This window comes from Pirellulimonas nuda (genome assembly GCF_007750855.1).
Lineage (GTDB): Bacteria > Planctomycetota > Planctomycetia > Pirellulales > Lacipirellulaceae > Pirellulimonas > Pirellulimonas nuda.
On record NZ_CP036291.1, the window covers coordinates 3,974,400 to 4,000,737 of the forward strand.

Consider the following 26,338-nt stretch of genomic DNA (forward strand, 5'->3'; position numbering starts at 1 on the left):
GGTGGATTGGTGCGTTGCGGGGAGATCGTGCCTCAAACGGAGAACTGACTCCCTCGACTACGGACTGCGAGGATAGGGAACGCAGCCAGGCCGGCCGTCGCCAGCGACGACGGCTCGGGAACGACGGTAAAGAAGTCGCCACCGCCTCCGGTGGTTGACCAGGTGTACGGGATATCGAGCGAGAATCCGTCGATTTGCGTCGGGTCGGTGCGAGGAACAAAGGGCTCTGCCACGATGGCGGTCATCTCAAATTGGCCCCCGACCACGCCCGAGAACACGCCGGTGCCGCTGCCGACGATCGGCACGAATGTCGCGATAAAGACCCCGGTTAGGTTCGTCGCATCAACGGGCGTTAGCGTCACTTGGCCGGCGTAGTCCATCGCGATATCGCCGCTGGGCGTAGAGAACACTACGGCCGCTAGATTGCTGAAGTCACCAACAATCGGCGGCCCCGGGTTTGTAATCATGAGTCCGCCAACATCACCCGAGGTGAGCTCGTACGGCAGCGACAGGCCACCGAATGAGAAAGTGCCGGTCCCGCTAAGGTCCGCAAAGTCGGTGGGAACAGCCGACAAGAATGCGCCGGTGCCGCTACCAACGACCGAGACCGGCACCGGTGTCTGGGCGTGGCCGACGCAGGCAATCGTGGACATTGAAGCAATAGCAATCGTGAACCACACAGTTTTCGCCGGGCGGGATTTCATGAGTTGATTCTCCAGGTAAGAACGGAACAGGGTGGAATCGCTGCGCAAGGTCGGCAGGGCGCGTACGCCCCCGCGCACTGCATCAAGAAGGCGATCGCTGAGACGTGTTTGCGCATTCAGAAAGGCGGCGCCGAGCCGCAAAGACTGCTCCGGCGGCGCCAACCAGCAGCAGCACGGCCGCGCTAGGCTCCGGCACAATGCCGGTGATGCGGACCGTTCCCCCGGGGAGCGCCTGGCCGATCACCGGGTCGTTGACCGGATCGATGGTCGCCCCCAGGCGCACCCGCACCAACGGGCTAGAGCCGGCGATCCCCGTAAACAAGGTCCCGACCGGGTAGGGCAACCCCAAGACGTTCGAATCAAGGGTGTAAGGGTCGACCGTGTAAAGCGTCGTGCCGTCGGCCAAGACCTGCGCGAAAGGCCCCCCGATAACCTTGTACGCCGAAGTAAGGCTGCCGTCGCCCGGGTCCTGGGTGATGCTTGAGAACGTCCCGACAAACGGTCCCAGACCTGGGATTGCGTCAGCCCCAAAGACAAGCGTGAAGGGGACTGGGGTCGGGCCGGGCAGCTCGCCCGTGGCGTTGCCGTCAAACAGTTCGTCTTGGATCGTGTCTCCCACCTGGGCCTGCCAAACCTGACGGAAGACGCCCGACGAGGTCACCGGCAGATCGATGTTGTCGGTGGTCGGGTTAAACGGCGAGCCCGGGAAAAGCCTGGTCGTAAATGTGTTTTCGTACTTGTAAGTGGCGGTCCCTGCGGCGATGGGCTGGGCAAGAGCGCCCGGAGCGAGCAGGAGCCAGACGCCGAGAAGGGCGAGAGAAAACGGGATGGCGCGGTTCATGAGCGGTCTCTGGGTGAAGGTTCAAGGATCAAGGGTCAAGCTTCCACCGGCGAACGCCGGCCCGCCGACAAGAAATCGGCTGAAATGCCGGCTCGAAAGCCCTCGCGGCCCAGGCAGCGTTTGGCGCCCCATTTGCTTTCAGGCGTAAACTAGACGTGTTTCGAGCTGGGTCAATCATCAATTTGATTACCTCCACCGAGGGTCCTCGCGGGAACGGTCGAGGGCGATCCGGCAAACCTCGAGCACCAGCATCGTCCGATCGCTGACAGACAAGCAGCCGAACATGGCCTGCAGGTGCGAACGCACCGTGGGCAACGCGATGTGCAGCTCGTTGGCGATGGCGCGGTCGCTACGCCCGTCCAACACACCCCGCAGCACCGCTTCTTGCCTCCGTGAGATGCCGGTCGCCCGTGTCACGCGACCCCACTCTACGGCGGTAAACAGGCTCGGCGGAGCCAGATGGTCGGATTCCGGCAGGCTCACGGAGGCTCCTGTAGCGATTTTCTTGAACATGGCGGCTCCCCAGCGCGTGATCGGATACCTGCTTATTGGCGAACGCCCTGCAAAACCCGACATGGATTCCTAGAAAGAGGCGCGGGGTCTATGGGCGATCAGCGCTCGAATTGAGTTGCACCCCCCGATCGAGGTGGCTACGCTACGGCGGTGCGGCCGCCGCGGGGAGGCGGCCCTACAGGCTCCGATAGGTAATCGCCCATGCCGGGGGCTTCCGATGATCGTCCGCTGGCTTGGCTCGACGGCCTTCCGGTAGAAGACCGCGACGCGGCGCCGCTCATCTACGATGCTTGTTTCGATAGGCTGGTCGCCACCGCTCGGCGGGCCCTGGCCGCGACGCCGCGGCGCGACATCGACGAAGAAGACATCGCCAGCAGCGTGCTGTCTAGTTTTTTTCGCGGGATCGACGACGGACGCTTCAGCGGCCAGCTCTCTCGGGCCCAACTGTGGGGGCTGCTGCTCACGATCGCACGCCGCAAGGTAGCGAGGCTGCACCGCAGGCGATTCACGCTGCGACGCGGCGGGGGCAAAGAACGGGGCGAGTGCGACCTTGGCCCGGCAGACGCCTCCGGCACGATTCTCGATCGGCTGGCAGCGGTCGAGCGGTGCCCGATGACGCTCGCTGCGGTCCGCGAGACGCTGCGGATGCTGCTCGATGGGCTGGCCGACCCGCTCGCAGAGCGGGTATTGATGCTACGCCTGGCGGGGGAGACCCACGGCGCTATCGCCACGCACCTGGGCTGCGCTGAGCGGACCGTTGAACGAAAGATGAAGAAGGTGCAACACGTTTGGTTGATCGTCAATCGGGAGTGAGCACACGCGTGACCGACCTCGGCGAGAGTTCCTTTGACCGGCTCGACCAGGCCTGCGACGCCTACGAAGCAGCGTGGTCGTCGGGGGCGCCCCCCGATATGCTCGGCTTCCTTGCTCAACAGGGCTGGCGGCCGGATGCTGCCGACCAATCGCTCTGTCACGAGCTGGTCTGCATCGACTTCGAACACCGTTGGCGGCGGGGTCGGGGCATCGGGAAGGCGGGCGCAGAACGTTGCGCAGTTGAGCCACCCGAACATCGTCTCGGTCTGCGAGGTCGGACGCGACGGCGACACGCTCTACATCGTCAGTGAGCTGGTGTGGGGGCCAACGTTGGCCGACTGGCTGACGGGCCAACAGCTCACCACCCGCGAGGCGGCCCAACTGTGCATGAAGAGTGCCGGCGCGTCGGAGCACGCGCACGGCAGGGGCTTGAACCACCGCGACCTCAAGCCGGGCAACATCACGCTGAGGCACCCACACGCCATTAAGCTTCAGGGGCGCCAGCTACTGATGATCCTGTCGCACGACCTGCGGTTTGTCCACTTGCGGTCCGTTTTCTCAAGAACAATGTTGGGCGCCCACTCACGGCGAGCTTTATCCCCGACAACCGAGCGGTTCTAATACGGGGGTGACCCGCCCTGCGCTGTGAGACGAGTCGATGGCCCAGCCGTTCCCGCATATCCACCGGCGACCGCCGCGCATCCTCGCGGGGCTCGTGCTGTTGGTCATCGTGCGGCACGCTGCGGGCGAGGCGCCGAGCCCGGAACAGGTCGAGTTCTTCGAGCGGCGTATCCGGCCGGTGTTGGTCGAGCACTGCTACGAGTGCCACGCGTCCGATAGCGTTGTCTTGCAGGGCGGTCTGCGCCTCGACACGGCCGTGGGGCTGCAAGCCGGCGGCGTTTCTGGGCCCTCCATCGATCCCGCCAACCCGGCCGCAAGCGTGCTGCTAGCCGCGTTGCGGTACGAATCGCTTCAGATGCCCCCCGCCGGTCGGCTGCCCGACGCGGTGATCGCTGACTTTGAAACCTGGGTCGCCGCCGGGGCGCCCGATCCGCGCACGGGCGGCGCAGCCGACACCGAGCAGGCCCCATCGGCAGCCAACCACTGGGCCTTCCAGCGGGTCGCTCCGCCCGAGCCGCCGCCGACCGACGACCGGTGGCGACGCACGCCTATCGACGCGTTCGTGCTGGCGCGGCAGGTTGATGCGGGCGTGCCCCACGCCCCCGAGGCTTCGCCTCGGGACCTGCTGCGGAGGGTCGCGTTCGACCTGACCGGCCTTCCTCCGACCGCGGAAGAGGCAGAGCAGTTCGAGGCAGACCCCAGCGACGTGGCCTACGAAGCGGCCGTCGACTCGCTGCTGGCCTCGCCGCGGTTCGGCGAACGCTGGGGGCGGCACTGGCTGGACGTGGCGCGCTACGCAGACACCAAGGGCTACGTCTTCCAAGAAGACCGCAACTACCCCAACGCCTACCGCTACCGCGACTGGGTGATCGCCAGTTTCAATCAGGACCTGGCCTACGACCGCTTCCTCGTGGCGCAGATCGCCGCGGATCAGACCGACGACGACTCCGATGCAGCCGCGATGGGGTTCTTGACCCTCGGCCGTAGGTTCCTCAACAACTCGCACGACATCATCGACGATCGCATCGACGTGGTGACGCGTGGCACGATGGGCCTCACGGTGGCCTGCGCCCGCTGCCACGACCACAAGTACGACCCCATCCCTACCGCCGACTACTACTCGTTGTACGGGGTGTTCGCCAGCAGCGAAGAGAAGCCGGTCGACAACGCCCCCAACGCGCTGTTTGACCGCGACAAGCCTGTCGAGCCGGCAGTCTTCTTGCGCGGCAACCCGGGGATGCGCGGCGAGCCCACGCCGCGGCGGTTCCTCTCCTGCCTCGCCGGCGACGACGCGGCCCCGTTCGCGCACGGCAGCGGTCGCCGGGAGATGGCCGAGGCCATCGCCAATCCCGACAACCCGCTGACCGCCCGCGTGTGGGCCAACCGCGTGTGGGGCTGGCTGTTCGGGCGGGGGCTGTCGGCGACCGCCAGCGACTTTGGCCTGCGGGGTGACCCGCCAACGCACCCGGAACTGCTCGACTACTTGGCGGATTCGCTGACCAACGATGGCTGGTCGACCAAGCGGCTGATCCGTCGCATCGTGCTGTCGAGCACCTACCGGCAGAGCGCCGTCGGCGCGCCCGGCGCGGCGCAGGCCGACCCCGAGAACCGCCTGCTAACCCGGATGAACCGCCGCCGGCTCGACCTTGAGCAGACCCGAGACGCGGTGCTGGCGGTGAGCGGCCGCCTCGACTTGACGATGGAGGGCCCTTCGCAGCCGATCGCGGAGCAGCCCGGCACGACGCGTCGCGCCGTGTACGGGTTTGTTGAGCGGCAGAACCTGCCGGCCTATTTCCGCACCTTCGACTTCGCCAGCCCCGACGCGTCGTCCGCCGGTCGCGCGGTCACCACGTCGCCCCAGCAGGCGCTCTACTTCCTGAACAGCCCGCTGATGCTGACCAGCGCCTCGGCGCTGGCCGAGCGGAGCCTCGATTCCGCCACCTCAACCGACGACCGGCAGCGCGCCGTGCGGATGTTCCGTCTCGCCCTGGGCAGGTCGCCTCTGCCGGCGGAGCTCGACGCCTTGCTGTCGTTCGTGCACGACCCGGCCGCCGGCATGCCCGGCGCGGGCCCCGATTGGCGGTTCGGCTGGGGGAGGGGCGCCGCCGAGGGGGACGCAGTCGATTTCCAAGAGCTGCCTCACTTCACGGGCGACCGCTGGCAGGCGGGCGACAAGCTACCCGACGCGTCGCTGGGCTGGGTGTCGCTGCAGGCGGGCGGGGGCCACCCGGGCGACCCCGCGCACCCAGCAGTGCGCCGGTGGGTGGCGCCCGCGGCGGGCCGGCTCGCCATCGACGGTGAGTTGAAGCACCCTTCCGACCAGGGAGACGGCGTCCGCGGGCGGCTGGTCAGCTCTCGGCAGGGGGTGCTCGGAGAGTGGGTCGCCACGCACAGCCAGTCCCGCACCGACGCGCAGATCCAGGTCGCGGCGGGAGAGACCATCGACTTCGTCACCGACTGCCGAGCCAACGAGAACAGCGACTCCTTCCAATGGGGAGTCACGCTGCGGCTCGACGGCGCCGGGTCGCAAAGACGCTGGGACTCGACGTCCGGGTTTCGCGGCCCGACGCCCCCGCCGCTAGACTGCTGGGGCCGGCTCGCCCAGACGCTGTTGATGAGCAACGAGTTCTTGTTCCTCGACTAATTAAGCCACTGCTACGAAACGAACCACGGATCACACGGATCACACGGATTTGATGAAGGCGGTCAGCTTTCGGCTTGGTTGAGACGCATTCACGAGCCGAAAGCTGATCGCTGAAAGCTAAGAGCCCAATCCGTGCCATCCGTGCTATCCGTGGTCAAACCTTAGCCACGCGCGAAACCATGAACCCACACGGCCCCGACAACGCGCTCCTCGGCCGGCGCGAGATGCTCACGCGATGCGGCATGGGGCTGGGGGCGATGACCCTCGGGTCGATGTTGGCCGAGCCTGCCGCTGCCGCCGCGAGCCCGGCAGATTGGCTGGCGCCCAGGCCGCCGCAGTTCGCCGCGCGGGCCAAGCACGTCATCCACTTGTTTATGAACGGCGGGCCGTCGCACCTCGACACGTTCGACCCCAAGCCGGCGCTGGTGAAGTACGCCGGCAAACCGCTCGAAGGGGGCGCGCCGTCGACCGAGCGCCCCACCGGCGCCCCCCTCCCCTCCCCCTTTAAGTTCCGCCGCCACGGGGAGAGCGGCATTGAGGTCAGCGAGCTCTTCCCGAATGTCGCCAAGCGGATCGACGATATCGCCGTCATCCGCTCGATGTACGCCGACGTCCCCAACCACGAGCCTTCGCTGCTGCTGATGAATTGCGGCGACGCACGCCAGGTGCGCCCCAGCTTCGGGTCGTGGGTCACCTACGGGCTCGGCGCCCAGAACCAGAACCTCCCCGCGTTTGTCGTGCTCTGCCCCGGGGGGTTCCCGATCCAGGAAACCCAGAACTGGCAGTCCGGGTTCCTCCCCGGGGTCTACCAAGGGAGCTACGTCGACCCCAGCAACGCGTCGATCGAGCAGATGATCGAGCACATCCGCAACGACGCCGCCCCCGCCCCCAGCCAGATTGCGCAGTTGGCCCTGATCCGCCGGCTCGACGCCCATCGCCGCGCGGCCGCCGGGGGCGACCCCAACCTCGAGTCCCGCATCCAGTCGCTCGAGCTCGGCTTCCGCATGCAGTCCGAAGCGACCGACGCCTTCGACCTCAGCGGCGAGCCCCAGCACATCCGCGACCTGTACGGCCCCGGCGTGCAGGGTCGGCAGATGCTGCTCGCCCGCCGGCTGGTGGAGCGCGGCGTGCGGACCGTGCAGGTGTGGCACGGCGCGGGCCAACCCTGGGACAGCCACGACGACCTGGAGATCCAGCACCGCCGCTTGGCGGGAGAGTGCGACCAGGCCATCGGGGCCTTGCTGCACGACCTCAAACAACGCGGGCTGCTGGACGAAACGCTGGTGCTGTGGGGGGGCGAGTTCGGCCGCACGCCGACGGTCGAGCTCCCCAAGGAGGGCTCGAACGCCGGCAAAATCAACGGACGCGACCACAACCACTACGGCTTCACCGTGTGGATGGCGGGCGGCGGCGTCCGTGGCGGGCAGGTATACGGCGCCACCGACGAGCTCGGCTTCAAGGCGGTCGAAGACCGCGTCCACGTGCACGACCTGCACGCCACCATGCTGAGGCTGCTGGGCTTCGACCACACCCAGCTCACCTACCGGCACGCCGGCCGCGACTTTCGATTGACCGACGTGCATGGCCGGGTGATCGACCGGCTGATCGCTTAGCGCCGGCTAGGACCGGGGGCGAGGGTCAAGCTCCGGCTGGCTCAGGCAGCGGCCTGAAGCGATCTACGCCCCGCGCGGCTCCGCTTCACCCACACGGCGAGCAGCCCGCCGGCGGCCAAAACGCAGAAGCGAGTCGCAACGCCCGCTTCCGGGATAGCGGCGAGGTCGCCTCCGGGCTGGGGCTCCGGCTCTGTGACGGTGCGATAGGTCACTCTTATGGTTGCGTCGAGCGACGCGAACATGTTGTTCGGCCCCACCGGCAGCCGCGGGATGGTGGTTTCGTTGTAGGGGGTCTCTGCCCTCACGGCAGACGTGTGGTAGATCCAGTCTCCCCCGGCCGTTGTGATCTCGGCGTAGCCCCCCCAGCCGATCCGCGTTGGAGCGTAGATGTGTCCCAACGACATGGCGTTGCCCGAGATATCGGCCCAGGCCATCTGAGTCGCCGGCATCGGGCTGAAGAATGCGAAGTCGTTTCCGATCGTCACTCCCTCGCCTACGACAGAGCCGAAGGTCGTAGGCAGCGTGTAGGGATTCCCGCCGGAGTCCAATGCCTGCCAGACCATGGGCGAGTCAGCCTGGAACTGTGGAACCCAAAACTCTTCGCTTCCGTGACCGGGCAGCTCCTTCCAGGACGTGAACCGCAGGGTCCCGTCTGAGGTGTTCACCTCGCCCGTCCACAACGGTCCTCCGTTGGTCTGGGGGTTCGCCGAGCCACGATCGTAGTATTCGATCCCGACGAGGTCGGCCTGTGCGGGAATCCCCACGCGCCAGCACGCCAAAAGGGCGAAGAGAAGGATTTGCAAGAATCGAATCATCGCGGCGGAGAAGCTCAACGAAATGAGAAAGGATCATCGGCCAAATCTTGGCGGGCAGCGTTTCCTCAGACCAGTAAGTAAAACTTGACGCCAGTGCTAGTGGAACACGCGAAACCCGGGAAGTCCACTGCTTTTCTGCCTAATATGACTCGCAACGCCCCTAGAACGATCTTCAGCGGAGCCGATCGAGCATGCGTTTTTTTCATTTTTTTGGTTTAGAGTATTGTGGTGAGCCGCATCAGCCAGTACATTCCCTATACGCGGCTTACCGCCTGCGTAATCGCTACGCTTGGCAGCATTGCTGTTCCGCTGTTCTGATCTTACACCGATGGGGCTAGTGTCTAATGACTACGTCATCCCTTTGTCCGCGATTCGCGGGCCCAACGCCGCTGCTGTCGGCGCTGCTTCTCATGCTGCCTTTGAGCGCCTTTGCGGCGCCGATCAACCACGGCAACTTCTCTGGTACGACGGTCGACTACCTCGACGTCACCGAAGACACCAACTCCGGCGACACCCAGCCGCTGTTTGGCGCCCCCAACATCTCGGGCGACTCGCTCGACTTTGATCCGGTTGGCTTCTCGGCCAATTCGTCCGGCGGCGGGGCTCCTGACCAAACCGACGGGCAACTCAAGTTCATGATCCGCGCCAAGGCGGGCAAGGCGATCCAGAGCATCTCGCTCACCGAGGCCGGCGACACCAGCCTCGCCCGCTCGATCGTCTCCAACGAAGACGCCTTCACCCAAGTCACCGCGAACATCTTCATCGACGTCCTCGAGGTCAACTTCCTGCCGGTCAGCACCACGCTGAACGCCAACGGCGTGATGACCTTTACGCCCTCGGGCGGCGACTACCTGCTGAGCACCGACGGCGCGGGCAACCCGACCTACAACACTTCGTGGACGGGCAATTTCTTCTACGAACTCGGTCCGTTGCTCGCCGCCAATGGCATCACAGGCTTGGTGACCAAGGTCGGGATTAATCTCGACAATACGCTCACCGCCAGCTCCGGCCCGAACTCCTCGGCGCTCATCGCCAAGAAGGACTTCGACGGGGTCGTGATTACCGTCAACCCCGGCCCGGACAACGTTGTCCCCGAGCCCTCGGCCTGCGTGCTTGCCGCGTTCGGGCTGTTGGCCGCCTTCGGCGCCCGCCGCTTGCGTGGCTAGCCGGAGCAACCGAGCGACTGCTCGGCAATCGAAAACCTCACCCAAACGGGGCGGCCTTGGCCGCCCCGTTTGGCGTTGGTGGGTCGCCATCCATCGCGCGGTAGCAGGCGGATCGGCGCTGCAGGCCTCTGGCGCCGACTCGCCGCCCGTCGACGCTCGGCGGTCGGGCCGGAAGTCAGCGTCTCGCCCCAAGCCGCAGGGCAAGGCGCCGCCGCGGAGAACACGATCGCCGCCGTAGCGCGTCGTGTTCTCCGCGAGACGTCCACGATCCCGCTACTTCGCAACCTTGAGCACGTACGCGAACTCCGAGGGCCGCTCTTTCGGGAGCTGGACCGTCAGCCCCTTGGCGTTGCGGGTCCACTTGAGCACTTCGTCGGAGCCCAGCATCGTGATCGAGGCGATCTCCTCGGGGAAATACTCGCCTCCGCTGGCCAGCGATCGGACGGTGACGCGGTTGTCTTCCGGCCACGCCAGGCCGGTGACGTAGAGGACGCCGTCGCGGGTGGTGAACCTCAGGTCCTCCGCGGTAAACGGCTTGTCCTGGGCCTCGGACACGTGCCCCGTCGACACCGACGTCGGCCCCTCGCCGTAGGTCTTCCAGTAGGTGGTGTCGTAAATTGCTTCGCCGTTGATCTTCAGCCACCCGCCGATCGCACGCAGGATCGCCTGATCTTCTTCTGGGATGACGCCGTCGGCGCGGGGCCCCACGTTCAACAGCAGGCAGCCGTTCTTGCTGACGATGTCCACCAGGTCGTCCACCAACCGGTCGGGCGTCTTGTAGCGTTGGTTCTTGGTGTAGCCCCACGAGCTCTCACTCACCGCGGTGTCGGTCTGCCAGAAGGGCTTCCGGATGGCCGCCATCTTGGAACGCTCCTTGTCCAGCACCGCGGCGCCTTCGGGGAAGGCGTTGAACTTGTAGTTGATGATCCCGACGCCGTCCGGCCAGGCAGACGACCGGTTGTAGTAGTAGGCGGCGAACCGCTTCAGGTACTCGGCGTACGAGTTGTCTTCGTACGAGGCGTCCTGCTTCGGCGTGATTCCGAAGTCGAACCAGAAGACGTCCGGCTGGTACTTGTCCACCAGCTCGCACGATCTGGCCAGCCAGTCGTCCTTGAACTGCTGGTCTTGAGGGGTGAAATGCTTCTTGTAGTCCCACGCGTCCTCTGCGTACAGGAACGGCATCGGCCGTCCGTACAGGTCCGCGTACTGGGGATCCGCGTTGTCGTACGACTCGTCGCGGACGTAGAACATCCAGTTGAACGCCCGGTGGCTGCTGACGCCAAACTTCATCCCTTCGTTGCGGACCGCCTTCGACAGTTCTGCGATGACGTCCCGCTTCGGCCCCATCTGGGTAGCGTCCCAGCGGGTAAACGAGCAGTCGTACATCGGGAAGCCGTCGTGATGCTCCGCGACGGGGATGACGTACCGCGCGCCGGTCTCCTTGAACAGCTTGGCCCAGGCCTCGGCGTCGAAACGCTCGGCCTTGAACTGTGGGATGAAGTCCTTGTAGCCGTGCGTCTTCTGCGGACCGTAGACAGCGAGGTGGTGCTGGAAGAAGTCGTCGCCGCGTCTTTCTTGCTTGATGTACATCTGGCGCGGGTACCATTCGCTCCCGAACGCGGGAACGCTGTAGGCGCCCCAGTGGATGAAGATGCCGAACTTGGCGTCCTTGTACCACTGGGGGATCTCGTACCCTTCCAGCGACGACCACTCGGCGCGGAAGGGCCCTTCGGCGATGCCGGCGTCGATCTTGGCCAGCGACGGCTCGACAAGCGGGTGCGGCTGGGTCGGGTCGCGGGGCGCCTGGGCGAACGCATGGACGCCACTTAGATGGGTCCCGAAGAGGGCGACAATCGTTAGGACGCAGTCACGGCGGAAGTGCATGAGGAGTCTCGATTGAGGAGAGGAAGAACGTAATGGCAGATTGTCTGCAACAAGTGTAGTCACGGCGACGCGGCGCTCAACCACCCAAGGCCAATCGAGGCGGCGCCGGCTCGTCGACTTCTGCGAATTGCCGCCGAGCGCGAAATTGGACGCCGCGCAGCACGCTCGCGACCCGCGCGTGGCAATCGGGGTGGCTGAACGGGGGGGGCCTACGGGACGGGTCGGGCGTCGAGATCGTCTGCCTCTTGCGGCTTGAGGCCCGCCGCCTCAACCGGGGTAGACGTCGCCGCCTTCCCGGCGCCGCGTTGCATGAGGCGTTTCAGGTCGCCCAGGTGCGTCTGGTAGACGTCGCGTGGCGTGCAATCGTGCTGCTTGCAAAGCGCAACCGCCATGCCAACGGCCTCCCCCATCATGCCGCAGGTGCGCATCACGCGCACCGCTCCCAGGGCTTCATGGTTGACGCTGATATTGCGGCCCGCCATGAACAGGTTGCCGACGTTGCGGCTGTACAGGCAGCGGTAGGGCGCCCAGTAGGGGCCGGTGTAGGGGCCGAACTCGGCCTTCGAGATGAACGGGTCGGACCCGCCTTGGTCAAACTTGGGGTCGGCGAGGTGGAGGTCCAGCTTCCAGGTGCACGGGAAGCAGGCGTCCGGGTAGGGGGTCGCCTGGCGAAAATCCTCCCCCGAGAGAACGACGTCGCCCAGCAACCGACGCGACTCTCGTTTACCGGCAACGAACGCGGCCCACTTGAGGCGGTGCGTGGGGTACTTCTGGTCAACGTTCTTGAGCGTGTCCCACGCGCCGTACATCGCCCGCAGGTTCTGGTCGCGGACCTCTTCCATGTCGAGGATCGGGTCCTTGTCGAACCCGCTCTCCCAGAACCAGCCCCCAAGCTTGGCGAGGTCGGGCTTCGCTTGGTCGCCGTCCCGTCCCGGGAAGGGTCGGCTGCTCAGGTCCACGGCCCACGGGCAGCGGGGAAACGGCGCCGGCTCGTCCGAGGGGGTGAAGTTGAGCGACAGCGGGTCGTCGTCCTCGCACAGGCACTGGAGCTGGTGCTCGTTCTTTTCAACCGCGTCCACGTTCCAGAGATTGCTGGCGCCGAGGTGCCCCGTCTGGGTTATCTCGTAGTCGGCGCCCACGAGCGCGCCGAGCACGGCGTCGCCCGTGGAGTCGAGGAACCACCTGCCGCGGACCCGCGTGCGCTTCCCGGATCGCGTGTCCTGGGAGACGACCGATAGGATGCGGCCCTCGGGCGAGACGCTGGCGGCGTTGACGCGCTGCTCGAGCATCAGCGTCAGGTTGGGCTCGGCCCGGGCCAGGTCGAGCTTCCGCTGGTCGTCGTAGACAGCGGCGTCTTTGGCGTTGCCGTCGGCCGGGCCCTTGTCGCGGACCAGCTCAGCCACGACGTCGCCGATACGCGGGTAGGGTTCGTGGTTGGTCTTCCCTTCGGGCCAGACGCGCACCTCGCTGCTGCCGTTGCCCCCCAAGACGGGCCGATCTTGGATGAGCGCCACGCGAACGCCCAATCGGGCCGCGGTGATCGCGGCGCTCGTGCCGGCAATGCCCCCGCCGACGACCACCAGGTCGTACTCCCCGCCATCGGCGGGCGCCGCGTCCCAGCCCAGGTGCTTGCTGCGGAGCTTGGCGAGCGCCTCGCCGCCATCCGGCGGGATGTAACCCGTGTCCTTGGCCAACAAGATCGCGTCGCACCGCCCCTCGAAGCCGGTCAGGTCGTGCAGCACCACCCTCACGTCCTTGCTCAACTGCACCTCCCCACCATCCTGCCAATGCCACTGGGCCCCTTCGGTACCGAACGTCGTCTCAAGCGGCTGCCCATTGAGCACGACTTGGAACTTCCCAGGCGCGCCCGGGGCGCTCCAGGGGGCGACCCAATCGCGGGTCCGGACCCACACGCGGTAGACGCCGGAGCGCGGCAACGTGGTGCTTGTCACCGCGTCGGGAACCGGTTCGCCCAGCCCGTGGGCAAGCACGTAGGGCGAGCCCATCAGGTCCATGAACTGCTGGTCCACCAGCCACCCGCCAAGCTCAGGGAACGCCTCGGTCTCGAGGAGCACTAATTCTTGCGACTGTGCCGGGTGGGCAAGAAACAGCGAGCCTAAAACGGTCGCTAGTGCGGCAAGTATTCGCATGCAAAGTTCCTCAAGGGCGTGGCTCACGCCGCCGGATGTGTTCGAAACGAGGCTCAAACTCTGGACTAGCCAGCACGCGGCGGACCGCCGCCGCTACTGGTGGGCGCGCACGCGTCCGGACGCCCCGGGCGACCGACGCACAGATTCTACCATCGGCCGGCCGGGCCAGCACGGCGCCCCGAAACGCGCTTACCTCCGCTGGCGGTACGGCCCCTACGCGGAGCCGCCGCCGGCCCGTCAATTCTACACCTTGACGTACACTACTTGATGGGTACGATCAATCTGCATCTCGACATGCACGTTTTGTCGGGGGTCCGAACAGTCGACTGAGTGAGGAGCTACGGTCATGCGGTACAGAGGGTTGTGGATCGGATTCGCGAGCGTGGTTGTGCTCTCTTTCGCGGTGCTGGGGTACTACGGGTTCGAGATCTACCGCCTCGCCCCCCCGATCCCCGAGCGGGTCGCCACGCCCGAGGGCAACGTGCTCTGGACCGGCCAGGACATCAAGGACGGGCAGAACGTGTGGCAGTCGATCGGCGGCCAACAGCTCGGCAGCATCTGGGGGCACGGCGCCTACGTGGCGCCCGACTGGTCAGCCGATTGGCTGCACCGCGAGTGCCTGTGGCTGCTGAACCACTGGTCGCAGCAGACACACGGCCAGCCCTTCGCCGAGCTTGATCCCGAGACGCGGGCGCCGCTGCTGGTCCGGCTCCGTGAGGAGCTCCGCACCAATACCTACGATCCAGAGACCGGCGACACGCTGGTGTCGGCCGACCGCGCGCAGGCGGCCAAGGCCATCGGCGGCTACTACGCCGCCCTGTTTGGGGACGCCGCCCAGTTCCCAGACGACGTGAAGGACCTGGCCGACGGGCGGATGACGCCGCCGGAGCTCCGCGGCGCCTACGCGATCCCGGCCAACACCATCCGCGACCCAGAGCGGCAAGAGAAGATGAACGCCTTCTTCTTCTGGACCGCTTGGGCGTGCGCTGCCGAGCGTCCCCAGGAGGGCGGAGGCGCGCCGATCGACCTGGAGGCTGCCGCAACGTCGGCCGGCGGCCCCGTCACGTACACCAACAACTGGCCCTCGGAGCACCTGGTCGGCAACACGCCCAGCGGGCCGATCATCGTGTGGTCGGTGCTAAGCTTTGTGCTGCTGCTGGCCGGCATCGGCGCCCTGGCTTGGTACTACGCCGTCATCAATCACCACGCGGGAGAGGACGAACCTGACCTCCCCCGGCACGACCCGCTGCTGGCGCTGACGCCAACCCCCTCGATGAAGGCGACCGAGAAGTACTTCTGGGTCGTCATCGCGTTGATCTTGGTGCAGGTAGGCCTAGGGGCCGTTACGGCGCACTACGGCGTCGAGGGCGAAGGCTTCTACGGCATCCCGCTGGCCGAGTGGCTCCCGTACTCGGTCACACGCACCTGGCACACGCAGCTCGCGGTCTTCTGGATCGCCACCGCGTGGCTGGCGACCGGGCTGTTCATCGCCCCGGCCGTTTCCGGCCACGAGCCGCGATGGCAACGCGCCGGGGTCAACCTGCTGTTCGTCTGCCTGCTGGCGATCGTGGTGGGGTCGTTGTTCGGGACCTGGTACGGCACCCGCCAGCAGATGGGGTACGAAATGAACTTCTGGTTCGGGCACCAGGGGTACGAGTACGTTGAGCTGGGCCGCTTCTGGCAGTACTTCCTGCTGATCGGGCTGTTCTTGTGGCTGGGTCTGATGTGCCGCGCCTTGTGGCCCGCCTTCCGACAACCGGGCGAGCACAAGCACCTGCTAGCGATGTTCGTGGTCGCATCGGCGGCCATCGCGTTGTTCTACGCCGCCGGCATCATGTGGCATCGTCAAACCAACCTGGCCATCGCCGAGTACTGGCGGTGGTGGGTGGTCCACCTGTGGGTCGAGGGCTTCTTTGAGGTATTCGCCACGGTGGTGATCGCCTTCCTGTTTACCAGGATGGGCCTGCTGCGGACCGCCACCGCCACGGCCGCCGTGCTCTTCTCCAGCACCATCTTCCTGTTCGGCGGCATCATCGGCACTTTCCACCACCTGTACTTCACCGGCACGCCGACGCCCATCCTGGCGCTCGGGGCGACGTTCAGCGCGCTGGAGGTCGTGCCGCTGGTGCTGATCGGCTTCGAAGCCTACGAGAACCTTTCGCTCGCCCGCGCCCGCAAGTGGGTGGCCGCCTACAAGTGGCCCATCTACTTCTTCGTCGCTGTCGCGTTCTGGAACCTGGTGGGCGCCGGGCTGTTCGGCTTCCTGATCAATCCCCCCATCGCGCTGTACTACATGCAGGGGCTCAACACCACGGCCGTGCACGGGCACACGGCGTTGTTCGGCGTGTACGGCATGCTGGGCATCGGGCTGACGCTGTTCTGCCTGAAGGGCTTGGCGGCGCGGAACGCCTGGCGCACCCGGACGCTGGCCCTCAGCTTCTGGGCGATGAACATCGGCCTGGCCCTGATGGTGCTGATCTCGGTGCTGCCGGTCGGGCTGCTGCAGACCTGGGCGAGCGTCGACCGCGGACTATGGTACGCCCGCTCCGCTGAGTTCATGCAGTCCGACGGGATGGACACGCTCCGCTGGCTGCGCGTGGTCGGAGACACGATCTTTGCATTGGGCATCGTCGGTCTTGGCTGGTTTGTGGTCGGCCTGAAAACGGGCTGGTCTATCACGCCCGAAGAAGACGCGATCTTTGAGACCTCGGCCCTGGCGCCGGCCGCCGCAGACTAGCAGACACCACCGAACGACTTGGCCCGAAACCCCGCCGTTATGCAAAATCCGCCGAAACCGCCGCTGCTGTTCGCCTGCTCTGGGTGCTCCAACGCCGGGCAGCTCGCAGACCAACTGGCCCGTGAGCTCGACCGGCGCGGGATCGCCGAGATGTCGTGCCTGGCCGGGCTGGGCGCGTCGAAGCCGCATTTCCTCAAGAAGCTCTCGCAACGAGAGGTCTGGGTCATCGACGGCTGCGCGATCGCGTGCGGCCTCGGCGTGTTCGCGGTTTTGGGAGAACACACCGACGTCCACATCCGCCTGCACGAGCTGGGGGTCCGCAAGAACGCGCCCCTGCCCGCCGGGCGGCAGCTCGAAGAGCTGATCGACGCGGCGCTGCGTCAAGCGGCGCAGCAGAAGCAGGAGCACACGACCGCGCGAGCGGGCAACGAGGATCGCAACCACACCAACCCTTAGGAGAGACGCCGGCATGGAACTAGCACGCGAACCGATCATTATTCAGGGTGGGATGGGGGTTGCCGTGTCCGCTTGGCCACTGGCCAAGGCGGTTGCGCAAACCGGCCAACTGGGCGTGGTGTCGGGCACGGCGCTCGACGTGGTGTTGGCGCGCCGGCTGCAACGGGGCGACCCGGGCGGCCACCTCCGGCGGGCCCTCGCCGAGTTCCCCCTGCCGGACATCGCCCAACGCGTCCTCGATCGCTACTTCGTGCCGGGAGGAACGCCGGCAGACGCGCCGTTCGTTCCGCTCAGGCTGCTAGACGAGTCCCCCTCGCAGGACCAGCAGGAGCTGATCGTCGTGGCCAACTTTGTGGAGGTGTACCTGGCCAAGGAAGACCACGACGGGCTGGTGGGCATCAACTACCTAGAGAAGATCCAGCTCCCCACGCTCCCCTCGTTGTTCGGCGCTCTGATTGCTGGGGTCGACTACGTGCTGATGGGGGCCGGGATCCCGACGGCTATCCCCGGCATCCTCGATCGGCTCTGCGAGGGCAAGCCCGTGGAGCTCGCCCTCAGGGTAGAAGGCGCCGAGCGGGACGACCGCTTCCGCTGCTGCTTCGACCCCGACACGTTCACCGGGGGCCAGACGCCGTGGCTCCGGCGGCCCAAGTTCTTGCCGATCGTCGCGTCGGCGACGCTCGCCACGATGCTGACCCGCAAGGCCAGCGGCGCGGTCGACGGCTTTGTTGTCGAGGGCCCCACGGCCGGCGGACACAATGCGCCCCCCCGTGGGCAGCCGAGCTTCAACAACCGTGGAGAACCGGTGTACGGAGAACGCGACGTTGTCGACTTGGCGGCGATGCGCTCGCTGGGGCGCCCGTTCTGGCTAGCGGGGTCGTACGGCTCTCCGGAGCGGGTGGTCGACGCCCTAGAGGCAGGCGCCGCGGGCGTTCAGGTGGGGACCGCGTTTGCGTTCTGCAACGAGTCGGGGATGAGTGAATCGATCCGCCGCGCAGTGATCCAGGGGAGCAAGTCGGGCGCGTTGGACGTGTGCACCGACCCGGTCGCGTCGCCGACCGGCTTCCCGTTCAAGGTGCTGTCGCTGCTGGGCAGCCTGTCGGAAGCCGCGGCGTACCAACTCCGCAAGCGGCGTTGCGACCTGGGGTTCCTCCGTCAGGCCTTCCGCAAACCCAATGGCGGCCTGGGCTGGCGTTGCCCGGCCGAGCCCGTCGCCGCCTACGTGCACAAGGGGGGCCAACAAGCGGACACGACCGGCCGGAAGTGCGTATGCAATGCCCTGATGGCCAACGTCGGCCTGGGGCAGGTCCGCGCCGATGGCGGCCGCGAGCTCCCGCTGGTCACCAGCGGCGACGAGGTCCGGCATCTGGCGCAGTTCCTAAGAGGCTCCGACGCCTTGGCGTACTCCGCTCGCGATGTGGTGAGCTACCTGCTGTCGCTTGTAGGGGCGCGCCGAACCTCGGTCCCCTGCTGAGGGCGGCGCGCATCCGCACGCGAGCCGCGCGCACCGTTGCGGTCGGGGCAGCCGACCAAGGCCGGCGTGGGGGGCTACTCGAGCGTGATCGTCTCGTCCAGGTTCAGGATCAGGTGGGCTACCGCCGTGTAGGCGGCGTGCTCCGAGGCGTCGAGGGATTGATCGCGCGGCGACTGGCCGTGGGCGAGCAACGCCAGTGCGTCCGTTTGGCGCTCGGCGAAGTGCCCCTTGAAGAAGCCGAGGTTGTCCCGCAACACCTGCAGGGTCGCGGGAGACGCGTGGTAGGCGGTAGCCAAGCGGTAGCCGTACGCCAGCCGCTCGTCGGGCGATCGGCCCGACTCGGTCATCATCCGCTGGGCGAGGCGGCGCGCCGCCTCGATGAACGTTTCGTCGTTCATCAACGCCAGCGCTTGCAGCGGGGTGTTGGTCAGGCGCCGCCGCACGTTGCAGACCTCGCGTCCCGAAGCGTCGAAGATCGTCTGGAGCGGGGGATTCACGGCACGCCTCCAGTAGGTGTACATGCTCTTGCGATAGAGATTGTCTCCCGTGTCCTGCACGTAGCGGTCGCTGGCCGACGCGCCGACCGCTTCCCACAGCCCGCCGGGCTGGTACGGCTTGACCGGCGGTCCGCCGACGTCCGTCCGCAGCAGGCCCGCGGCGCCGAGCGCGACGTCGCGCACCGCGAAGCCATCGATGCGGTACCTGGGCCCCCGCGCCAGCAGCCGGTTCTCCGGGTCTTTCTCGTGCAACGCCGGGGTCACGCGAGACGACTGCCGGAACACGCTGCTGCGGGCGATCAGCCGGTAGAACTGCTTAACGTCCCAACCAGAGTCGATGAACTCCACCGCCAGCCAGTCGAGTAGTTCCGGGTGGCTGGGGCGTTCGCCCTGCGAACCGAAGTCCTCGGTCGTCTTCACCAACCCGATGCCGAACATGTGCTGCCACATCCGGTTCGCAACCACCCGGGCCGTGATGGGGTTGTCGCGGCTGACGATCCACTCGGCGAGCTCCAGGCGGTCGCGGGGCGCCTCGTGGTCCCCCAACAGCGCCGCGATCACCGTGCGCGGCAACGCCTCGGACAGGTCTGGCGCGTCGTACTGGCCGCGGCTCAACAAGTAGGTGGGTCGCCGGTCGTCGCGTTCGTTCATCACCATCACCGGCACCCTAGCGAACCCCGCGCGGTCGATCGCCCGGCTCGCCCCGTCGTGCTCGCCGATTGCCGCCAGCAGCGGCGGATCGATCTTCGCGTAGTGGTCGTCTACCTCCTTCCGCTGCGCGTCGGTCCACGTGGCCTGCGGCTTCCGCAGCGTCTGGTTGAGCGACTTGGTCAGCGTCATCGACATCGGCAGCGTCGAGAAGTACGCCCGTAGCCGGCCGATGGTGTGATTGGCGTAGATCGAGTTCTGCTCGATCACGAGCGTGAGGGTCGCCTGAACGTCCTTCTTGATCGGCTCTTTGAGTTGCAGTTGCAGCCTCACCGGTCGGGAGGGATCGGCCCCGTTGACGGCCCAGCCGCTCTTAGCGTCGCTGTCGATGGCTTTCGACGCGGGGTAGCCGGGCTGCTCGTAGTCTGCCTGGACCCGCGCGATCTCGAGCTTCGTCCCCGCCGGCTCGCCCTGGTAGGCGACACGCGCCGACAGGTTGGTCACCACAAAGTTGCCGTTGTCGCCGGCGCCCAGGGTTGGGTTCTGGCCCAGGTGGCTGCTGGGGAGCACGTCGATCCGCAGGCCCGTGATCGCCTCGCCGGCGGTGTTGACGTCGATCTCGTAAGCAACCGCCTGGCTGCCATACCTGCCGAACTCGTAGCTCCCATCGGGCATGGGGGCCGCCTCTTCACGGCGCTCGCCGCGGACCACCGTCACCCGCTTTGCCGGTTCGACCGGGAACCACTCGTTCTTGTCCGAGGGCCCGTCCGCGGCCATCCGGCGGACCCACGCGGCGCGCCGGTCCGGCAAGCCCTTGCGCGCCGACTCAAGCCCCCGCTCCGCGGCGGCCAAACGATCGGCCAGCGGCGCTGGGATCGGCCGCAGCGGCGAGCCGCTCTGCATCAACGGATCCGCGTCGACCCCCTTGCCGATGCCCCGCTCGCCGATGTTGTCGAAGTACGCGTACAACTGGTAGAACTCGCGCTGCGAGATAGGGTCGTACTTGTGGTCGTGACAACGCGCGCAGCCAGTGGTGAGTCCGAGCCACACCGCGGAGGTGGTTTCGACCCGGTCGATCACGTTCTCAACAAAGAACTCTTCTTCCAGCGCGCCCCCCTCGCCGTTCTGCCGGTGGTTGCGGTTGAAGGCGGTCGCCAGACGCTGGCTGGGGGTGGGGTTGGGGAGCATGTCGCCCGCCAACTGCTCGATCGTGAACCGATCGAACGGCATGTTGTCTCGGTACGCGGCGATCACCCAGTCGCGCCAGGGCCAGTTCGACCGCGGGGCGTCGTTCTGGTAGCCGTCCGAATCGGCGAAGCGCGACGCGTCGAGCCAAACCAGCGTCATCCGTTCTGCGTAGGCGTCGGACGCCAGCAGCCGATCGACCAGCCGCTCGTAGGCGCCCGGCTCCTCGTCTGCCAGAAACTGGTCCGTCTCGGCCGGCGTGGGCGCGAGCCCGGTGAGCGCCAGAGTGGCCCGCCGCGCGAGCACCTCGGGCTCGGCCTCGGGAGAGATCGCGAGCCCCTCCTGCGCAAGCCTGGCTTGGATAAACGCGTCGATCGGGGTGCGAGTGGGTCTGCCGTCGAGTTCTTCGGGCGTTGGCGTTGGCGGCCTCTGCGGCGGTAGGTAGGCCCAGTGAGACTGGTACTCGGCGCCCTCGGCGATCCACTGCCGCAGCAAGCCTTTCTGTGCTTCGCTGAGCGACCGGTTGGAGCCGACCGGCGGCATTGGGTGCTCGTTGCTGAAGACCCGCGCCACCAGCTCGCTCTCGTCGGGCCTCCCGGGCCGGATCGCCGCCGCGGCCTGCCCGGCCGTGTGCAGGGCCAGGCCTGCTTGCCGGGCCCCCGCGTCGGGGCCGTGGCAGTGGAAGCAGTTCTCCGACAGGATCGGACGGATGTCGCGGTTAAACGAAAGCCTGGCCTGCGCCGCCGCCGGCGACGGCGCCAGCGCGCCCATCCACGACACACAAAGTGCCGCGACGATGCAGCAACCCGCGGGAGCGTCTTGCTTGTTTGGCGATTGCTTCATGACCAACGATTGCGGGTTCTTGCGGACGCTGGTTGCTTGTCGGGCCCGACGCGCCAGTGTCGGGCGCACGCCTGGGCGCCACCGCGCTAAGCCAGGATGTCTTTCACCACGTGACCGTGCACGTCGGTCAACCGGAACTGGCGGCCCTGGAACTTGTAAGTGAGCCGCTCGTGATCGATCCCCATCTGGTGCAGCAGCGTGGCGTGCAGGTCGTGAACGTGCACGCCGTTCTCGACGACGTTGTAGCTAAAGTCGTCGGTCGCACCGTAGGTGACGCCGCGCTTGATGCCGCCGCCGGCCGCCCACAGCGAGAAGCAACGCGGGTGGTGGTCGCGACCGTAGTTGTCGTGGGTCAACGCCCCCTGGCAGTACGAGGTGCGTCCGAACTCGCCCCCCCACACCACCAAGGTGTCGTCGAGCAACCCGCGCGACTTCAGGTCCTTGATGAGCGCCGCGGAGGGCTGGTCGGTGTCGTGGCACTGCCCCGGAAGCTGTTCGGGCAGCGTGAAGTGCTGGTCCCATCCCATATGGAACAACTGGATGAACCGCACGTCGCGTTCGGCCAGCCGCCGCGCCATCAGGCAGTTGTACGCGTACGACCCACGCTGCTGGACGTTCGGGCCGTACATGTCTAGCACGTGCTGCGGCTCGTCCGAGAAGTCGGTCAGCTCGGGGACCGACGTCTGCATCCGGTAGGCCAGCTCGTACTGCTTGATCCGGGTGTTGATCTCGGGGTCGCCGAACTCTGCGAGCTTCTCTTCGTTGAGCCTCGCCAGGTCGTCCAGCATCCGCCGCTGCGCGGCGGACGACCAGCCGGCCGGGTTCGAGAGGAACAACACGGGGTCACCCACGCTCATGAACTTCACGCCGGCGTACTGGGTCGGCAAGAACCCGGCGCCCCACAGGCGGTCGTACAGCGGCTGGCAATTCGGGCGGCCGGTGCCGCGCGAGACCATCGCGACGAAGCCGGGCAGGTCGTCGTTCTCCGACCCCAACCCATACGACAGCCAAGAGCCAATGCTCGGCCGCCCGGGGATCTGCGATCCGGTCTGAAAGAACGTGATCGCCGGGTCGTGGTTGATCGCCTCGGTGTGCATCGAGCGGATCAGGCAGAACTCTTGCGACACCTCGCGGGTATAGGGGAGCAGCTCGGAAATCTCCGTCCCCGAGTGAGGATCGCGGCGGAACTTGTACTTGGTGCCGGCGATCGGGAATCGCTTCTGATTCATCGTCATCCCGGTGACCCGCTGGTTCATCTCGACGTGGTCGCCAAGCTCTTCCCCAAAGTACCGGTTCAGCAGCGGCTTGCGGTCGAACAGGTCCTGCTGCGACGGCGCCCCGCTCTGAAACAGGTAGATCATCCGCTTTGCCTTGGGCGCAAAGTGCGGACGCGGGGGCCCCGGCGAACCAGACGCCCCCGGCGCGGCAGCCAGGGCGCAGCCCCCCCACTGATCAGCGCTGAGCAGCGAGGCCAACGCGGCCGCGCCGATCCCCCGCGAGGCTTTTCCGAAGAAGTGCCGACGATTCAGCGCCAGCTTGCTTTCCAGGGCGATGGGTTCTCGCATTGCGAAGCCTCGGCCTAGCTGGCGAAGGGAAGACGAGGGACAAACGCCGCCCGAGCGGGGATCGCGCAGAAGAGCCCACGCGAGGCGGGTTGATCCCCATTCTACCGAGACGCCACGAGCCAATCCAGAGAACCCGGCGATGGCGTCTTAAACGCCGGCGAACGAACTGCGCAAAACCGGCAAGCGCTTGCCAGCCCCCCACGGCGCGCCTCACACGCGTCTATTGCTTAACAAGCGCAACGGCCTCGGCCGCCGCCCGCCGGACGGGGGCAAAATCGCCGTCGGCGTACAACGAAGGTTTCACCATCCAGCTCCCGCCGCAGGCCACCACACGGTCGAACGCCAGATAGTCGCGGACGTTGTCCGGCCCGATGCCGCCGGTCGGCATAAACCGCACCTGCCGGTAGGGCGCCGCGATCGCCTTGAGCGTCGCCAGCCCGCCGAACGCCTCGGCCGGGAAGAACTTGACGACCTCGAGCCCGTGCTCGATCGCTTGCTCGATGTCGCTGGGAGTGCAGACCCCCGGGCACACGCAGATGCCCGCTTGCTGGGCGTGCCGAACTACCTTGGGATTGAACCCGGGCGAGACGATAAACGTAGCGCCGGCTTCCTGCGCCTGGTCGACCTGCCGCGTGGTGAGCACGGTGCCCGCCCCCACCAACAGGTCGCCCCGCTGGGCCATAATGCGGATCGACTCGAGCGCTGCATCGGTGCGGAACGTCACCTCGGCCACCGGCAGCCCCCCCGCTACGAGCGCTTCGGCGAGCGGCTCGGCCTGCTTGGCGTCGTCCAGGGCGATGACGGGCGCCAGCTTGTGCCGGCCGAGTTGTTCAAACACCGCGTCGCTCATGCGTGGTTCCTTACAGCCTTCGTAGGGTGAGGCCGCCATCGATCGGCAGCACGGCGCCGGTAGCGTAGGTGAGTTTTCCGGTCGCCAGCACGACGACGGCGCGACCAACATCTTCCGGCACGCCCCACCGCGGTTCGACGGTCAGGCCTTCGGCCAGCAGCTTATCGTACTTGTCCGTGACGCCCGCCGTCATGTCGGTGCGGATGACGCCCGGCCGCACCTCGAAAACCGGCACGCCAAACTCGCCGAGCCGGGCCGCCCACAACTGCGTCGCCATCCCGACGCCCGCCTTCGAGATGCAGTAGTCGCCCCGGTTGACGGACGCCTCGGTCGCGCTGACGCTCGACACGTTGACGATGGCGGCCTGAAACCCTTGGTCGGCCTTCCGCTGCTCGATCATCCACCGGGCGACCGCCTGCGTGAGGAAGTAGGGCCCGCGCAGATTGATCCGCATCAGGCGGTCGAAGCTCTCCGGCGTCGCGTCCAGCAGGTCGGCCCGCACGTCGGGCGCCACCCCCGCGTTGTTCACCAGCACGTCCAGCCGGCCGAAGCGGCCGCGGATCGCATCGAGCATCGCCCCGTGGTCCGCCAGCTCGCCGATGTCGGCCCGGCAATACAGCACCTGGGCGCCCAACGATCGCAACTCCGCGATGGGCTCGGCGACGTCCGGCTCGGGCCGCCGGCCGTTGATCACGACGTCCAAACCTTCGGCCGCCAGGGCGCGCGCTACCCCGAAGCCGATGCCGCGGCTCCCCCCAGTGACCAACGCGACGCGTCTGTCTGCCTTGCTCATCGGCGCGCCCTACTTGCTCGGCCCGAAGAAGGTGTAATACGGCTCGCCCTTGGCGAGGCGCCCGACGCACAGCGCCGCCTCGCGGAGGTGGTAGTCGCCCCACATGCAGGCCTCGCCCACCGGGGCCGTGCGACCCGCCGGCACGTGGTCCCAGCCGTTCGGCTGGTGGTAGACGGTGTGCAACAGCAGCCCTTCGTGCTTGCCGTCGGTGGCCAGGTAGGGCTCATCCAGCAGCGTCCGCAACGCTGTGAGCCCCGCCTGGCGGTAGCGGGCGGCGGCCTCGGTCTCGCCCCGCGCGTCGAGCAAACTGCCAAGCCTCAACAGCCCCTGGCACCCGATCGCCGCCGCAGAGCTGTCGACCGGCTCGATGTCGTTAAACGGGTCGGCCGGCCGATCTAGATAGTCGCCCATCCGGGCCAGCCCCGGCGCCCCGGTGTCCCAGTAGGGGACGCCGCAGGTGGGAGTCTCGTCGATGTAGTAGTCGCAGACGGCTCCGGCCGCCTTGAGGAACACCCCTTCAACCGCCGCGCGGCCCCCGTGCGGCTCCAGCTCTTCGTCGGGCCGGGTCGCCAACCACTCAAGCTGCTCGGGGTAACCGACCATCGCCCACGCCAGGCCGCGGGTCCACGTGGTGAACGGGGAGTAACCCTGCTGGGTCGACGGGGCCCGGTAGTCGCCGTTGTTGGTGTTGAACAACGACTCGTGCGCCGTGCGGCCGCGGATGTCGTACGTGTCTCGGTCTTCGCCGTACCAAATGTTGTAGGTCGCGGTGACCTTGGCGTGCTGGATGATCCGCCCGATCAGGCTGATGCGCCCGTCGCGCTCGCCCATCAGCGCATGGCCCAACTGGTGGGCCATGGACAGCGCCCGGCACGAGCGGATGGTGTCTACGAACAACGATTGCGGGCCGTTGAACGAGTAGATGTACCCGTCGCCGCTGCTGGTCGGCGACCACCGCGCCGCTTGAACCGAGCCCGAGGCCTTGAGCGCCAGCTCGTAGAAATGGCGTTGCCACGGGTCTTCTTCGATGCGGCCCTCGTTCATCAGCCGCAGCAGGGCGCCGTAGGTGCTGACGTTGTTGAAGCCGTGATCGTGCACGCCGAAATGCGTCACGTGGGGGGCCATCGCGGCGACGGTCCGCTCGCGCCCCAGGCCGAGATACCGCTGCTCGCCCGTCGCGTCAAACTGCAAGATCAGGCTGCCGTACTGGAACCCTTGCGTCCATTCGGTCCAGCCCTGCGCTTGGTACGCCCCGTCGACGGTGAAGACCGGCGACGCGGTCCCCGCGGCCCAGCGCCCCTCAATGCGGTCGAGCCTGTCGGCCGAGGCGGCCCACATCCGCGTGAGCGCGGGCAGCAGGTCGCGCGGGGTCAACTGCAAGTCGATATCAATCATTCGTGTCGCGCGTGGAGGAGCATCGTCGGAAGAAGGGGAATCCCATGCCGGAAACCGGCCGATTGTACACGAGCGGCGTCGAAGGGTTTAGGCCTTGCCCGGCGCGTGCTGCGCGCGAGACTCTGGGACCT

The 26,338-nt window shown here is 67.0% G+C and carries 19 protein-coding genes; 8 read left to right on the forward strand and 11 right to left on the reverse strand.

What is annotated here, in order from left to right; all coding sequences use genetic code 11:
* Positions 1–32: 32 nt before the first annotated feature.
* The 3 genes from Pla175_RS15450 to Pla175_RS15460 form a co-directional block, all read right to left on the reverse strand.
* Positions 33–845, reverse strand: a complete 813-nt coding sequence (locus Pla175_RS15450; RefSeq protein ID WP_197526879.1) for a hypothetical protein — start codon at positions 843–845, stop codon at positions 33–35.
* Entirely contained in the window at positions 787–1,545 is a 759-nt protein-coding gene (locus Pla175_RS15455; protein ID WP_145286849.1) for a PEP-CTERM sorting domain-containing protein, read from the reverse strand. Before Pla175_RS15455 ends, Pla175_RS15450 begins: the two co-directional genes overlap by 59 nt.
* A gap of 186 nt (positions 1,546–1,731) precedes the next feature.
* Positions 1,732–2,058: a LuxR C-terminal-related transcriptional regulator gene (locus Pla175_RS15460; protein ID WP_197526880.1), complete on the reverse strand. Its 327-nt coding sequence runs from the start codon at positions 2,056–2,058 to the stop codon at positions 1,732–1,734.
* Between the two features lie 201 nt (positions 2,059–2,259).
* Here Pla175_RS15460 and Pla175_RS15465 point away from each other — a divergent pair, with 201 nt between their 5' ends.
* From Pla175_RS15465 to Pla175_RS15480, 4 genes are all read left to right on the forward strand, one after another.
* A complete protein-coding gene (locus tag Pla175_RS15465) occupies positions 2,260–2,871 on the forward strand; it encodes an ECF-type sigma factor (protein WP_145286855.1) in 612 nt (203 codons plus the stop codon).
* A 135-nt stretch (positions 2,872–3,006) separates the two neighbouring features.
* Positions 3,007–3,492, forward strand: a complete 486-nt coding sequence (locus Pla175_RS15470) for a protein kinase domain-containing protein (protein WP_145286859.1) — start codon at positions 3,007–3,009, stop codon at positions 3,490–3,492.
* Between the two features lie 37 nt (positions 3,493–3,529).
* A complete protein-coding gene (locus Pla175_RS15475) occupies positions 3,530–6,136 on the forward strand; it encodes a PSD1 and planctomycete cytochrome C domain-containing protein (protein WP_145286862.1) in 2,607 nt (868 codons plus the stop codon).
* Positions 6,137–6,315: 179 nt separating this feature from the next.
* Positions 6,316–7,749, forward strand: a complete 1,434-nt coding sequence (locus Pla175_RS15480) for a DUF1501 domain-containing protein (protein ID WP_145286865.1) — start codon at positions 6,316–6,318, stop codon at positions 7,747–7,749.
* Between the two features lie 41 nt (positions 7,750–7,790).
* On the opposite strand, the gene Pla175_RS15485 is transcribed toward Pla175_RS15480, so the two are convergent.
* The gene (locus Pla175_RS15485; RefSeq protein WP_145286868.1) at positions 7,791–8,564 is read right to left on the reverse strand and encodes a hypothetical protein; all 774 of its coding nucleotides are present in this window, start codon (positions 8,562–8,564) and stop codon (positions 7,791–7,793) included.
* Between the two features lie 410 nt (positions 8,565–8,974).
* Between Pla175_RS15485 and Pla175_RS15490 the strand changes: the two genes are divergently transcribed.
* Positions 8,975–9,730, forward strand: a complete 756-nt coding sequence (locus Pla175_RS15490; RefSeq protein ID WP_145286870.1) for a hypothetical protein — start codon at positions 8,975–8,977, stop codon at positions 9,728–9,730.
* A gap of 273 nt (positions 9,731–10,003) precedes the next feature.
* On the opposite strand, the gene Pla175_RS15495 is transcribed toward Pla175_RS15490, so the two are convergent.
* Together Pla175_RS15495 and Pla175_RS15500 are read right to left on the reverse strand one after the other, a co-directional pair.
* Complete coding sequence (locus Pla175_RS15495; protein ID WP_145286874.1) at positions 10,004–11,614, reverse strand: alpha-L-fucosidase; 1,611 nt, start codon at positions 11,612–11,614, stop codon at positions 10,004–10,006.
* 209 nt (positions 11,615–11,823) lie between these two features.
* A complete protein-coding gene (locus tag Pla175_RS15500; RefSeq protein ID WP_145286877.1) occupies positions 11,824–13,764 on the reverse strand; it encodes an FAD-dependent oxidoreductase in 1,941 nt (646 codons plus the stop codon).
* Positions 13,765–14,110: 346 nt separating this feature from the next.
* Between Pla175_RS15500 and Pla175_RS15505 the strand changes: the two genes are divergently transcribed.
* The 3 genes from Pla175_RS15505 to Pla175_RS15515 are packed head-to-tail and all read left to right on the forward strand — an operon-like array spanning position 14,111 to position 18,431.
* The gene (locus tag Pla175_RS15505) at positions 14,111–16,501 is read left to right on the forward strand and encodes a nitric-oxide reductase large subunit (protein ID WP_145286880.1); all 2,391 of its coding nucleotides are present in this window, start codon (positions 14,111–14,113) and stop codon (positions 16,499–16,501) included.
* Between the two features lie 39 nt (positions 16,502–16,540).
* Complete coding sequence (locus Pla175_RS15510) at positions 16,541–16,957, forward strand: putative zinc-binding protein (RefSeq protein WP_145286884.1); 417 nt, start codon at positions 16,541–16,543, stop codon at positions 16,955–16,957.
* Positions 16,958–16,970: 13 nt separating this feature from the next.
* Positions 16,971–18,431 (forward strand): nitronate monooxygenase, encoded by a 1,461-nt coding sequence (locus Pla175_RS15515; protein WP_145286887.1) that lies wholly within the window; start codon positions 16,971–16,973, stop codon positions 18,429–18,431.
* Positions 18,432–18,505: 74 nt separating this feature from the next.
* On the opposite strand, the gene Pla175_RS15520 is transcribed toward Pla175_RS15515, so the two are convergent.
* The 5 genes from Pla175_RS15520 to Pla175_RS15540 all read right to left on the reverse strand — a co-directional run bounded on the left by Pla175_RS15520 (position 18,506) and on the right by Pla175_RS15540 (position 26,207).
* On the reverse strand, positions 18,506–21,604 hold the full coding sequence (locus Pla175_RS15520) for a PSD1 and planctomycete cytochrome C domain-containing protein (RefSeq protein ID WP_231953919.1): 3,099 nt from the start codon (positions 21,602–21,604) through the stop codon (positions 18,506–18,508).
* Positions 21,605–21,690: 86 nt separating this feature from the next.
* Positions 21,691–23,169 (reverse strand): DUF1501 domain-containing protein, encoded by a 1,479-nt coding sequence (locus Pla175_RS15525; protein WP_145286890.1) that lies wholly within the window; start codon positions 23,167–23,169, stop codon positions 21,691–21,693.
* Between the two features lie 220 nt (positions 23,170–23,389).
* Positions 23,390–24,019 (reverse strand): bifunctional 4-hydroxy-2-oxoglutarate aldolase/2-dehydro-3-deoxy-phosphogluconate aldolase, encoded by a 630-nt coding sequence (locus Pla175_RS15530; RefSeq protein WP_145286893.1) that lies wholly within the window; start codon positions 24,017–24,019, stop codon positions 23,390–23,392.
* A 10-nt stretch (positions 24,020–24,029) separates the two neighbouring features.
* The gene (locus Pla175_RS15535; RefSeq protein ID WP_145286896.1) at positions 24,030–24,812 is read right to left on the reverse strand and encodes a 3-ketoacyl-ACP reductase; all 783 of its coding nucleotides are present in this window, start codon (positions 24,810–24,812) and stop codon (positions 24,030–24,032) included.
* A 9-nt stretch (positions 24,813–24,821) separates the two neighbouring features.
* Positions 24,822–26,207, reverse strand: a complete 1,386-nt coding sequence (locus Pla175_RS15540; protein WP_145286899.1) for a glycoside hydrolase family 88 protein — start codon at positions 26,205–26,207, stop codon at positions 24,822–24,824.
* Between the last annotated feature and the right edge of the window lie 131 nt (positions 26,208–26,338).